We start from the raw sequence: 12,208 nt of genomic DNA, 5'->3' as shown, positions 1-12,208 counted from the left end.
CGCTTCTGTCAACGGTCCCTGGCCGTGTGTGACCGCGGGGCCTCAACGGCTTAGACGCAGCGTGACGATCTGGAACGGCCGCAGCGTCAACGCGACCGGGCCGTCGCCCGTTCCGGCGCCCCCGGACTCCACCGGGGTGTCCAGGACGGGGGCGTCCTCGAACTCCTCCTCCAGCAGGTTCACCGCCCGCACACCGCGCACCGGGAAGCCCGGCCGCACGGCCACGCGGGCGCGCCCGCCGCGAGCCTCGTACAGCCGCACCACCACGTCGCCCGAGCGGTCGTCGGCGAGCTTGACCGACTCCACGACCACGCCCGGGTCGTCGACCCGCACCAGCGGCTCCACCGTGGCCGCCCCCGGGACCTCGCGCGGGGGCAGGTTGATCCGGTAGCCCTCGCGCACCGCGTCCTGGACCGCGGCTCCGGGGACCAGCGCGTAGTGGAACCGGTGCAGGCCCTGGTCGGTCTCCGGGTCGGGGAAGCGCGGGGCGCGCAGCAGCGACAGCCGCACCGTCGTGGTGGTACCGCCGTCCTCGCGCACGTCACGCGTCACGTCGTGGCCGTAGGTGCAGTCGTTGACCACTGCCACGCCGTAGCCGGGCTCACCGACGTGCACCCAGCGGTGCGCGCAGACCTCGAACCGCGCGGCGTCCCACGAGGTGTTGGTGTGGGTGGGACGCCGGACGTGGCCGAACTGGATCTCGCAGGCGGCCTCGTCCGCGCGCACGTCGACGGGGAAGGCCGCCTTGAGGAACTTCTCGCGCTCGTGCCAGTCCACGACCGTGGTCACGTCCAGGCGCCGTTCGCCCGGGCCGAGCGAGAGGTGCTGCTCGACCGTGGAGGAACCGAAGGACCGCGTCACCCGCACCGCCGCCGTGCCCGCCACCGAGCCCGCCGGACCGGCGCCGGGACCGAGAACGTCGAGCGTGTCCAGCCCGGTGAGGTCCTCGCCGGTGTTGCGGTAGAACGCGTCGACGTCCCACGCGTCCCACTGGTTGGGGACGTCCTGGTGCAATCGGAGGAGGTTGCCCGGCCGCCCGGGCGCGAGGACCTCGCGGTCGGCCACCCGGTCCAGGACCGAGGTGACCAGGCCGCGCCCGTCCACGGTGACCGCCAGCAGCCCGTTGTCCAGCACCAGGCCGCCGTCCGGGCCCGGGCCGACCGTCGCCGCGGCCTCCGGGGGCGCCGGGTCCGCGGCCGGCCGGGCCCCCAGCGCCGGAACCCCGTCGCGTTCGTGCGGCGCGGCGTTGAAGACCACGTGGCCGGTTCCGGTGTCGCCCGCCAGGGCCGCCTGCGCCGCCCCGATGACCTCCCCCAGTTCAGCCGCCGCCTCGGCGTAGGCGGCGGCCGCCTCGCGGTGCACCCAGGCGATGGAGCTGCCGGGCAGGATGTCGTGGAACTGGTGGAGCAGGACCGTCCGCCAGGCCCGCTCCAACCGCGCGTAGGGGTAGTCCGCGCCCGTGCGCACCGCGGCGGTGGCCGCCCACAGCTCGGCCTCGCGCAACAGGTGCTCACAGCGCCGGTTGCCCCGCTTGGTGGCGGCCTGGCTGGTGTAGGTGCCGCGGTGCAGCTCCAGGTACAGCTCACCGAGCCAGACCGGGGCGTGCGGGTACTCCTGGTGCGCCCGCTCGAAGAACGACGCCGGGTGCTCGACCGCCACCCGCGGCGACCCCTCCAGGTCGCCCAGCCGCGCCGCCCGGGCCAGCATCTCGCGGGTGGGCCCGCCGCCCCCGTCGCCGTGGCCGAACGGCACCAGCGACCGCGTCGCCCCGCCCTTGTCGCGGAAGGTGCGGGAGGCGTGCGCCAGTTCCGCGCCGGTGAGCTCGGCGTTGTAGGTGTCCACCGGAGGGAAGTGCGTGAAGACCCGGGTGCCGTCCAGCCCCTCCCACCAGAACGTGTGGTGCGGGAACGGGTTGACCTGGTTCCAGGAGATCTTCTGGGTGAGGAACCAGCGCGCCCCCGACAGCCGGACCAGCTGTGGCAGGGCCGCGGAGTAGCCGAAGGAGTCGGGCAGCCACACCTCCTGGGTGTCGACGCCGAGCTCGTCGCGGAAGAACCGCTTGCCGTAGGCGAACTGGCGGGCCAGCGCCTCCGACCCGGGCATGTTCGTGTCCGACTCCACCCACATTCCGCCGACGGGCACGAAGCGCCCCTCCCGCGCCAGCTCCGCCACCCGGTCGAAGAGCTCGGGCCGGTGCTCCTTCAGCCACGCCCACTGCTGGGCCTGGGACATCGCGAACACGAGATCCGGGTGGTCCGCCATCAGCCCGACGACGTTCGCGCTGGTCCGCACGACCTTGCGCACGGTCTCGCGCAGCGGCCACAGCCAGGCGGAGTCGATGTGGGCGTGCCCGACCGCGGAGACCCGGTGGGCGCTCGCCACGGCGGGGGAGCGCAGCGCGGGGGCCAGGACCCCGCGCGCCCGCTCGGCGGTCCCGGGGACGTCCTGGGGGTCCAGCGCGTCCAGCGCGCGCTCGACCTGCCGCAGCAGCTCCCAGCGGCGCGGGTCCCCGGTGTCCAGGGCGTGCATCAGTCCGCCCACGACGTCCAGGTCCATGCCCAGCTCCCACACGGCCGTCTCGAACACGGCCAGGTCGGCCCGCAGCAGCCGGTACAGGAGCCGGTCCGCGGGGCCGGGACCCCCGCCCAGGTCCGTGGGCCGGAAGGGCGGGTGGTCGAGGATGACGGGGTTGGCGGCGGCCTCGACGTGGAACTCCACCCGCGCGCCCGCGCCGGCCCCGAACGGGATCCAGGCGTTGCGCGGGTGCAGGCCCTTGACGACCGTGCCGTCGGGGAGGTGGACCAGGCCCTCGCATTGGAAGCCGGGCATGCCCTGGTCGAAGCCGAGGTCGACCACGGCCTCCACCCGGCGGCCCTCCCAGGTGTCGGGGACCCGGCCGCGCAGGCGGAACCACGTCGTGCCCCACGCCGGACCCCACGCGTCGCCCACGGCGGCGGGCTCGTAGGGCGCGGCGATCCCTCGCGCCGCGTCGACCGGCTCCCCGGGCACGTCCCAGCGGGCGACCTCCATCGGGACCGGCGCCGTGTACACCGCGGGCCACACCCGCTCGCGCAGCACCCGTTCCAGTCGTGCCTCGGTCAGCCGGCGGTCGTCGTGCACGGCGGTCTCCGTTCGTCGCCATCCCGTCCCGGCCACGTTTGCAGCGCGCGAGCGCCGGGTCAACGACCGGGCGTCCGCGCCTCAGGGGGCGGTGGTGCGGTGCAGCATGTCCAGGACGGCGGCGGTCGCGGCGGTGAGGTCGTACCCGGGGTCGGCCAGGGTCTGCGCCACGACCGCGTCGATCGCGCCGTTGAGGATCACGGCCAGCGTCACGGCGTCCAGGTCCGCGCGGTACTCCCCGGCGGAGACCGCCGCGGCGACCAGGTCGGCGAGCACCTGGCGGCGCTCGGGTGAGGCGGGGTCCTCGTCCACACCCGTGTCCACGGCGGGTGTGAGCGCCTCGGTGAGCACCCGCACGTGCGTCGGGTGCTCGGCCATGTGCCCGATCGTCGACCCGACGTAGGCGTCCACGGCCGCCGCCGGGCCCGGGGCGAGCGTCACCGCGGCCCCGACCCGCTCGGTGAGCGCCTCGATGACCGCGTCGTAGGCGGCGCGGATGACGGCGTTCTTCGACGCGAAGTGGTAGATCACCGCGCCCTTGGTGAGGCCGGCGGCGTCCGCGATGCGCTGCAGGGAGCAGGCGGCGTAGCCGTGCGCGGCGACCAGGTCGATGGTGACGGCGACGAGCTGCTGACGGCGCGCGCGCTCGGTGAGGGTGGGCTGCCGGGCGCTGTGGGCCCCGCGTGGTCCGGCGGGCACTCTGCTGCGACCTCCTGGGTTCCGGTCCCCGGCGGCGGCCGGGGACAGTCCTTCTGTACCACGGGGAGGGCGCGGCCGGCCCGGGCGCGGTTGCCGCGCTGGCGCTCAGGGGGTCGCGCCGACGAAGCGCGCGACGTCGGCGGCGATTTCCCGCGGGTACTCGCCGTTGACCGCGTGCGAGGCGTCGGGGTAGGTCACGACCGTGCCCCGGGAGAGCGTCCGCTCCGCTGTGCGGGCGGCCTCGGCCGGGTCGTGCATCACGGACTCGCCCGAGATGACCACCAGCACGGGCAGGTCCACACCTTCGAGCCGGTCGTCGGTGAACCGGGTCGGTGCCGGCAGCGCGAGGGAGTAGTGCCGCATCCCCGCCTCGATCATGTCGGCCACCGGGACGTCCTCGACCGGCGCGCCACCCGCGGTCCACTGGTTGAATCCGTCCCGCCAGCTCCGCGGGAACCAGGGCACCGTGGCGGGCAGGGATCTGATCACCACCTCGAGCGGCAGGTCGGCGAAGGTCACCGCCGGATCGAGCAGGGTGGCGCCGGCCAGGGTGTCCGGGTGCCGGATCGCGAGGTTGACGGCGGTCCATCCGCCGATCGACAACCCGAGGAGCTGCACCTTCGGCTCCGGAAGCCGGGAGAGCGCCTGGTGCAGCCACAGTGCCTGGTCCGCGTCGTCGAGGATGGGCCGGGACTGGACGCTCATGCCGGGCTCGCCGAGCAGGTCGATCAGGTACACCGTGCGCACCGCGCGCAGGGACGCGAGGTTGTCGGCGAACACCGGCGCGGCCGAGGCCCGGCCGGGGAGCAGGACGAGCGGCTCCTCCTCGGGGGCGGCGCCGTCGAACCGGTACATCCGGACCACGCCGTAGTCCGTGCGCAGGTCCAGGACCTCGTCGGGCTCGGGCAGGTCCGCCATCGCCCGCTCGTAGGCGGCGACGAAGGCGTCGTGGCCCTCCGCGGAGGTGAAGTGGCCGACGGGCGCACCGCCCCGCGTCGCGGCCCAGCCGAGGAGGAGTGCCGCCACCAGCACGAACGCCCCCGCGCGCCGCAGGCGCCGCCCGCGACGGGCCGCGGCCGTCCGGGCGGCCGTGTCCGGGCCCGCGCCCGGGTCGTCGGCAGGCCGTTCGTCCCGCATGGCGTCCCCCGTCCTCGCGCCTCTGACCATGTGGTCAATAGTCTGACCACCTGGTCAGAAAAAAGCAAGCGCGAGGCGCGGGCCGTTCGACGCGGTGCGGCCCGGGCGCGCGGTGCGGGTCAGCCGGGGACCAGGACCCCGGCCAGCAGCAGGACCGACAGCAGTCCCAGGACCACCGCGGCCGTGGCCGCGTAGTGGCGCGCCGAGGTCCGGCCCGGCATCCACCGGATGGCGACCAGCGCCGCGGTCAGCGCCGTGATCCCGATCGGCAGCAGCGCCCGCCACGCGCGGTCGAAGGAGTTCATCGGCAGGAACGGGGCCGCGCCGTACAGGGTCAGGACCAGCGCCGGAAGCGCCACGAGCGCCGCGCCGACCCCGACCACGAGCGTGAACCGGTCCTGTGCCTCCGAGCCCTGGGCGATCGCGAACGTGGACATGCTGTTGAGCAGGGAGTGCAGCCGCGAGGCCTCCTCCGCCAGTTCGGTGTCCATCGCCGCGCAGTGCCGCACACCGGCCCGGTACGTGACCGCCCACTCGGGGAGCTCGCCCGTGGGCGCCGACTCCTTCATGTGCGGGAGGTCGGCCAGGTAGACGTCTGCGTGCCACAGCCAGATCCACAGGCCCTGGCGGGCCGCCTGCACGGCCTGGTCGCGCGCCCGGCCCACGGCCGTGGCGAGTTCGACGGCCGCGGCCAGCAGCGGCCGCAGGGCGGTGTCGGACCGTCCGGCGAGCTGGTCGGCGATCCCGCGTTCGAGCTCGTAACGCAGCCCGCGCAGGCGGAGCACCTCGTTGCGGGAGCCCTCCGCGAACGCCTTGGCCATGGTGACCACGACTCTCGCGGCGTCACCGTCGAACCCGTGCGCCGGCTTGGCGAGGGAGGCGATGAGGGCGTCGTCGGCCGGGGACGGCAGCTCCGTCTCCTCGCGCCAGCCGCCCGCCTCCGACCACACCGCCTGGAGCGCGAGCGAGACCCGGGGGCGCTCCTGCCCGCGCGCCGACACACGGACCCGGCCTACGAACAGGCGCCGCCGCCCCGGCTCGCCCACCACGCGCAGCAGGGGAGCCACCATGAACGCGTCGGAGCCGGACGCCTCGAAGGCCTCCCGCTCGCCGTCCTCCCACGGGTCGGCGAGCGGGACCACGGAGATGCGGGCCTCCGTGCCGTAGCCGCTCCGCGGAGGGCGGCCCTGCAGGACCTGGTGTCCGTTCTCGGGTGCTTCGTGCATGCGCGGAAGGGTACGGGAAGACGCCGATCACCCGGATATCGCCCAGTTCAGGCGGGTTCGCCGGTGGTGCCGGGCGCACCGGCCGCCCGCAGCAGGCGCAGCCGGCCGATCTCGGCGGCGTTCTTCATCAGCTCGGCGTTGACCCACGCCGGGGTGTCGGCCACGGTCATCCCGCTGCCCTCCGGCCAGGGGAGGGGCGCCGGGGCGTCGAGGTCGGGCGCCTGCTCCAGCACCCGCGACCACCGTTCGCGCAGGTCGCGCAGCCACGCCACGCACTCCTCCGGCCCGGGCCAGCGGATCTCGTCCCGGTTCCGGACGGTCCAGCACACCCGGGCCGGCTCCCACAGGAAGTCCTCGGGGACGAGCCGGTCCAGGTGGTACTCGAACAGGGCCCACGTGAGGTCGAACTGGCTGCTCAGAAGGGTGGCGCGGCGGTCGGTCATGGGGGGCAGTCCGGCACAGGCGGACTCCGGCACCGAAACGGTTTTCCGCGGCGGCGCGCTCGTCCCGCGGCCACCCGCGCCCGCCTTCGCGCTCACTCCCGCGGCAGCGCCTGCTCCGCCCAGATCGTCTTGCCCGCGCCGGTGTGGCGGCTGCCCCAGCGCTCGGTGAGCTGGGCGACGATCAGCAGTCCCCGACCACCCTCGTCGTAGACCCGGGCGCGCCGCAGGTGGGGCGCCGCGCTCCCGGCGTCGGAGACCTCGCAGATGAGCGTCTCGTCGCGGATCAGCCGCAGCCGGATGGGCGGACTGCCGTAGCGCAGGGCGTTGGTGACCAGTTCGCTCACGACCATCTCGGTGACGAAGGCCGCCTCCTCCAGCCCCCAGTCCGCCAGCCGGGCACCGGCCAGCGCGCGTGCCCGGGAGACGATCGCCGGATCGCTGGGCAGCTCCCACGTGGCGACGTGCTCCTCGTCCAGACCGCGCGTACGGGCCAGCAGGAGGGCCATGTCGTCCGCGCGGCGGCCCGGCAGCACCGCCCTGAGTACCCGGTCGCAGGTGTCCTCCAGAGCCGCGCCGGGGTCGGCCAGGGCGGCGCGCATCAGCTCGTACCCGGCGTTGGGATCACGGTCAGGCGCCTCGACCAGGCCGTCGGTGTACAGCGCCAGGACGCTGCCCTCGGGCACGTCGAACTCGGTGACCTCGAAGGGCAGCCCGCCCAGGCCCAGCGGCGGGCCGACCGGGATGTCGAGGAACTCCACGCGGCCGTCCGGCGTGGCCAGAGCCGGGGGCGGATGCCCGGCCCGGGCCACACCGCAGCGCCGGGCGACCGGGTCGTACACGGCGTACAGGCAGGTCGCGCCGAACTCGCCCGCGCCCTCGCCCGGCCCGGACGGCGCCCCGCCCGCGGCCTGCTCCTCGCGGTCCAGGCGCAGCACGAGGTCGTCCAACTGCGTGAGCAGCTCGTCCGGAGCCAGGTCCACGTCGGCCAGCGTGCGCACCGCCGTGCGCAGCCGCCCCATCGTGGCCGAGGCCTGGAGGCCGTGGCCGACCACGTCGCCCACCACCAGCGCCACCCGGGCCCCCGACAGCGGGATGACGTCGAACCAGTCGCCGCCGACCCCCGCCCGCGAGTGGGCGGGCAGGTAGCGCGAGGCCGCCTCCACCGCCGCCTGCCGGGGCGCGCGGTGGGGCAGGAGGCTGTGCTGGAGGGCGAGCGCGTTCGCGCGCTCACGCGTGTACCGACGGGCGTTGTCCACGCACAGGGCCGCGCGGGAGGCCAGCTCCTCCGCCAGGAACTGGTCGTCCTCGCCGAAGGGTTCGGGCGTGCGGTGGCGCGCCAGGATCAGCAGGCCCAGGGTCACTCCGCGGGCGGTCAGGGGGACCAGCAGCTTCGAGTGCACCCCGTACCGCGTCATGCTGTGGGCGCGCTCGGGGGCGTCGGCGGCCCACCAGCGCACGTGGGCGTCGTCGACCGTGTACCGCGCCGCCCGCCCGGTGCCCAGCGCGCGGCCCGGCGGAGAGTGCGCGGTGTAGGTGTGCAGCTCGCCGAGCGGGATCACGGACTCCGGGCAGCCTTCGAGCACCGAGCGCTGGGCGGACCGGCGAAAGACCGTCTCGCCGCCCGGCGGCGCCGGGTCGGCCTCCTCGCCGCGCACGGCCGCGTCCAGCAGGTCCACGATGGCGAAGTCGGCGAAGTGCTCCGTGCTGACCTGGGCCAGTTCGTCGGCGGTCCGGCCCACGTCGAGGGTGGTGCCGATGCGCAGTCCGACCTCGTTGAGCACGCCCAGGCGCCGGCGGGCCCGGTACTGCTCGGTGGTGTCCACACCCGCCACGGACATGGCCCGGATCCGGCCGTCGGCGTCCTTGACGGGATACAGGTTCAGCAGCCAGGCGTGTTCGCGGGACTCGCCGGGCACACGCAGGTACGCCTCGTAGGGCACCGACGCGCCGTCGCGCAGCACCCGCTCGACGACCTCGTCGACCGGTCCCAGTCCCTGGACGAGCAGGTCGGGACCGGACTCGCCCAGGCGCAGTCCGAGCAGGTCCCGCTCGGGCCGGCCCATCGCCCGCTCCATGGCCGCGTTGACCGCGATCGCGCGCGCCCTGTGGTCGAAGAGGGCCATCGGCAGCGGGATCTGGTCCAGGGCCCACTGCTTGAGCACAGCGGTGAGCGGGGCTGCGTCGCCCGCACGGTCGGGGACGGCGTCGGCCTGTTCGGGTACCGTTCCGGCGGGCACGACCGCCGGGACGTCCTCGCTGTCCATGGACGCGCCTCCCCCCGCCACAGCCCTCGCCCGCACCCGGGCGGACTCATGGGGCGTCCCTGGTCCCAGCTTGCGCCCTCGGCCCGGGATTCACAAGCTTGACCGGGCTCTGACCTGGGGCGGAGCCCGGGAGAGGGCGGCGGGGCCCGGAGGTTCCCGGACCCCGCGCGTCCTGGAAGGCGTGTCCGCCGCCCGTCCTAGCCGCGGGCCGCGGACAGGACCACGTCGACCAGGCGCTCGGCGGCGTCGGGGCGGCCGTGCTCGCGGGCGCGTGCGGCGATCCGCTCGCGCCCCTGCGGGTCGGACAGCAGGGAGTCCACCGCCGTCCTCAGGTGGTCGGGCGTGACCTCCTCCAGCAGCGCCACGGCGGCGCCGGAGTCCTGCAGGTGGCGGGCGTTGTGGCGCTGCTCGTCGCCCGCGGAGGAGGCGAGCGGGACGAACACGGCCGCCTTGCCCAGGGCGGTCAGCTCGGCGATGGTCCCGGCCCCGCTGCGCGAGATCACCACGTCGGCCAGGGCCAGCACGTCCGGCAGCTCCGGCCCGACGAAGGCGGTCAGGTGGTAGCGCGCGGCCAGGTCGGCGGGCAGCTCGGACGCGTGCCCGCGCAGCGCCTCCAGGTTCGCGGCACCGCACTGGTGCACGACGTTGGCGCGTTCGAGCAGCCACGGCAGGACGGCGCGCACCGTGCCGTTGATCTGCGCCGATCCCTGAGCGCCGCCCGTGACGTAGACGGTCGGCAGCGCCGGGTCGTGCCCGTCGAAGCCCAGACCCTTGGCGCCCAGGTCGGCCTGCCCCGTCAGCACCTCGGGGCGGACGGGGTTGCCGGTCACGGCGGCGCTCTCGCGCGCGCCGTCCGGGAGGAGCGCGAGCGTGGAGGGGGAGGAGACCGCCACCCGGGCGGCCACCCGGGCCAGGACCTTGTTGGCCAGCCCCAGGCGGACGGTCTGCTCGTGGACGACGAGGGGCCGCCCGCACAGCTTCGCGGCCAGGCCCACCGGGACCGCCACGTAGCCGCCGGTGGCCAGGACCGCGTCGGGCCGGAAGTCCGAGACCAGCGAACGCGCCTGGGCCACGCCGATGGGCACGTTGGCCATGTCGCGGATGTTCTCGGGGGAGGCCAGCTTGAGCGGGTTCTTGGACCGGCGGATCTTGCCGGTGGCGACCGGGGCGAAGGCGATGCCGTGGTCGGCCGCGACCCGCGACTCCAGGCTGTCCTCGGTGCCCACCCACAGGACGTCCAGGGTGTGGCCGGCGGCCTCCAGGCGGTCGCGCAGGGCGCGCACGGTGGTGAGCGCGGGGTAGGTGTGGCCACCTGTCCCTCCGCCGGTCACGATCAGACGCAGGTCCCGCAGGGGGAGGTCGTCGCTGTTCACACGATTCCTATCTGGCGGCTCCGGCGCGGGGCGGAGCGGGTGGTTCGGGCAGGAAGGGGCGGTGGGCGGCCGGGGCGGTAGCCGCGCGGTGACCCCCCCAGCACCGTAACGCCCCGCCGGGATCGCCCTCGCACGCCCGCGGGCGGCCGACCGAGCAGTGGGACGCGCGCGGGGCGCGTCCGGTTCGGTTCGCGGCCCGAGGGCGGCCCGATCGGCTCAGCCGGTCGACGCGCGCCCGGTCCACAGGATCGTGGGCTGGACGACGTACGCGTCTGGGTCGGCACCGATCCACTCCGCGCTGTCCGGGTCGAGGAGCTCCTCGGCGCGGGCGAGATCGGCCTCGCCCATCCCGGCGGCGCGCCCGTGCGAGGCGGCGGCGTGCCGCATCTCCGGCCAGACGATCCGTTCGAGGTAGGCGCGCGCGGTGGGCTCGGTGGAGGACGCGGAGACCGGGTGCACCCGCGGTTCGACGTCGGCGAGTCCGGCGGCGCGCATCCACGCGCCGAGCCGTTCATAGTGGGTCGGCCCGTCGCCGGGCAGGCCCCAGGTCAGTTCGGAGGCGGTCCGGACGAGCCGTTCCAGGCGGGAGTGCCCGGGCAGGAACATCGACTGGTAGTAGTTCGTGGTGTACAGCGCCAGTACCCCGCCCGGCGCGAGGGCTCGCACGAGCGTGCGGACGATGCCCGCCGGATCCTCGAAGGTGGCCGGCCACACGACGTCCGAGGACCAGATCAGGTCGAAGCCGCGCCCGTCGGTGGAGGCCTCGCCCGCGACGTCGCGGAGGTCGGCCACGCGCAGGTCCAGGTCGGAGGAGGCCGGGTCACCGTCCACCAGGCTCCGGGCCGCGTCGATCGCCCGGGGGCGGCGTCGATGGCGGCCACCGTGCCCCCGGCCCGGCGGGCCAGGGCGAGGAGGTGGGGCAGCGCGCCTCCGGCTCCGGTGCCGGCGTCCAGGACCCAAGGCGGGTGTCCCGGCTCCGGCAGTGTATGGAGGCGGCCTGATGCGCCGGAGGCCCCGCGTCCGCGATGATGTGAGGTGGGACACGGCGCGCGAGGACGACACGCGAGGGGGTGCGCGATGGCCGCGACGGAGGACGAGTGGAACGGCGCCGTCGACTCCGCGCTCGCCAGGATCGTCGACGAGTCCGGTGCCGACATCGCCTTCGGCGCCCGGCTCGCCGCCGACGGCCGCAGCCTGGTGATGACGCGGTTCCGCGGTGCCCGGACCGCCGCCCTGCGCGATCTGGCCGTGCACAGCGGGACCGGTCTGGGCGGCAAGGCCCTGGTGCTCGACCGGCCCGTCGCGGTGGACGACTACGTGCGCGCCAGGAGCATCAGCCACGAGTACGACCGCCCGGTGGCGCGGGAGGGCCTGCACTCGATCCTGGCCGTCCCGCTGCGGGGTGCCGACCGCGTCACCGGGGTGCTGTACGCGGCCCTGCGCCAGCGCCTGCCGGTGGGCGAGCGGATGCTGCGGCAGGCGGTGGCCGTCGCCCGCGAGGCCGAGCGCCGGATGGCCGCGGGGCGGGGCGGGTGGGCGCGTACGGCCTGGCCGGAGAACGCGGGCGGCCCGGGCGCGGCGGCGCTGCCGGAGGTGCGCGCCGAACTGGGCCGGATCATCCCGCGGGTCGGGGACGCGGACGTGCGCCGGGAACTGGAGGCGCTGTGGGACCGCATCGGCGCCCGGCCCGGGGCGGAGGCCGGACCGGGGCGGCCCGCGCTGTCGGTGCGCGAGTGCGAGACGCTGGGCCACGTGGCCGCCGGGCTCTCCAACGCGCAGACGGCCGACCGGATGGGGTTGACCGTGGGGACGGTGAAGGCCTACCTGCGCAGTGTGATGCGCAAGCTGGACTGCCACAACCGGGTGGCCGCGGTCAACGCGGCCCGGGCCCTCGGATACCCGCTGTGAGTACCCACCAAGGATAGTAGCGGCCGGTCGTGGCACGT

9 protein-coding genes are annotated in these 12,208 nt (G+C 75.4%); 1 reads left to right on the top strand and 8 read right to left on the bottom strand.

Annotation, left to right across the window (positions count from 1 at the left end):
• Window positions 1-42: 42 nt before the first annotated feature.
• The 8 genes from HNR10_RS01670 to HNR10_RS01635 form a co-directional block, all read right to left on the bottom strand.
• Window positions 43-3,120, bottom strand: coding sequence for an alpha-mannosidase (locus HNR10_RS01670; RefSeq protein ID WP_179820284.1), 3,078 nt, complete (start codon window positions 3,118-3,120; stop codon window positions 43-45).
• A gap of 81 nt (window positions 3,121-3,201) precedes the next feature.
• The gene (locus HNR10_RS01665) at window positions 3,202-3,819 is read right to left on the bottom strand and encodes a TetR/AcrR family transcriptional regulator (protein WP_179820283.1); all 618 of its coding nucleotides are present in this window, start codon (window positions 3,817-3,819) and stop codon (window positions 3,202-3,204) included.
• 105 nt (window positions 3,820-3,924) lie between these two features.
• Window positions 3,925-4,956, bottom strand: a complete 1,032-nt coding sequence (locus HNR10_RS01660; RefSeq protein WP_179820281.1) for an alpha/beta fold hydrolase — start codon at window positions 4,954-4,956, stop codon at window positions 3,925-3,927.
• A gap of 119 nt (window positions 4,957-5,075) precedes the next feature.
• Window positions 5,076-6,182, bottom strand: a complete 1,107-nt coding sequence (locus HNR10_RS01655; RefSeq protein ID WP_179820279.1) for a hypothetical protein — start codon at window positions 6,180-6,182, stop codon at window positions 5,076-5,078.
• Window positions 6,183-6,229: 47 nt separating this feature from the next.
• A complete protein-coding gene (locus tag HNR10_RS01650; protein ID WP_179820278.1) occupies window positions 6,230-6,625 on the bottom strand; it encodes a DinB family protein in 396 nt (131 codons plus the stop codon).
• Between the two features lie 92 nt (window positions 6,626-6,717).
• Window positions 6,718-8,889 (bottom strand): SpoIIE family protein phosphatase, encoded by a 2,172-nt coding sequence (locus HNR10_RS01645; protein ID WP_179820276.1) that lies wholly within the window; start codon window positions 8,887-8,889, stop codon window positions 6,718-6,720.
• A gap of 197 nt (window positions 8,890-9,086) precedes the next feature.
• A complete protein-coding gene (locus HNR10_RS01640) occupies window positions 9,087-10,262 on the bottom strand; it encodes a UDP-N-acetylglucosamine--N-acetylmuramyl-(pentapeptide) pyrophosphoryl-undecaprenol N-acetylglucosamine transferase (RefSeq protein ID WP_179820274.1) in 1,176 nt (391 codons plus the stop codon).
• 216 nt (window positions 10,263-10,478) lie between these two features.
• Entirely contained in the window at window positions 10,479-11,093 is a 615-nt protein-coding gene (locus HNR10_RS01635; protein ID WP_179820272.1) for a class I SAM-dependent methyltransferase, read from the bottom strand.
• Window positions 11,094-11,339: 246 nt separating this feature from the next.
• Here HNR10_RS01635 and HNR10_RS01630 point away from each other — a divergent pair, with 246 nt between their 5' ends.
• Window positions 11,340-12,170 (top strand): LuxR C-terminal-related transcriptional regulator, encoded by an 831-nt coding sequence (locus tag HNR10_RS01630; RefSeq protein WP_179820271.1) that lies wholly within the window; start codon window positions 11,340-11,342, stop codon window positions 12,168-12,170.
• The last annotated feature ends 38 nt before the right edge of the window (window positions 12,171-12,208 follow it).

The organism is Nocardiopsis aegyptia, from assembly GCF_013410755.1.
Lineage (GTDB): Bacteria > Actinomycetota > Actinomycetes > Streptosporangiales > Streptosporangiaceae > Nocardiopsis > Nocardiopsis aegyptia.
Note: the sequence above shows the minus strand (reverse complement) of the source record. Positions and strands in the feature narration are given on the sequence as shown.

Bases quoted from the DNA above. Each gene is read 5' to 3' on its own strand.
- HNR10_RS01630 (WP_179820271.1), top strand. From the start codon at position 11,340: ATGGCCGCGACGGAGGACGAGTGGAACGGCGCCGTCGACTCCGCGCTC.
- HNR10_RS01650 (WP_179820278.1), bottom strand. From the start codon at position 6,625: ATGACCGACCGCCGCGCCACCCTTCTGAGCAGCCAGTTCGACCTCACG.
- HNR10_RS01645 (WP_179820276.1), bottom strand. From the start codon at position 8,889: ATGGACAGCGAGGACGTCCCGGCGGTCGTGCCCGCCGGAACGGTACCC.
- HNR10_RS01655 (WP_179820279.1), bottom strand. From the start codon at position 6,182: ATGCACGAAGCACCCGAGAACGGACACCAGGTCCTGCAGGGCCGCCCT.
- HNR10_RS01660 (WP_179820281.1), bottom strand. From the start codon at position 4,956: ATGCGGGACGAACGGCCTGCCGACGACCCGGGCGCGGGCCCGGACACG.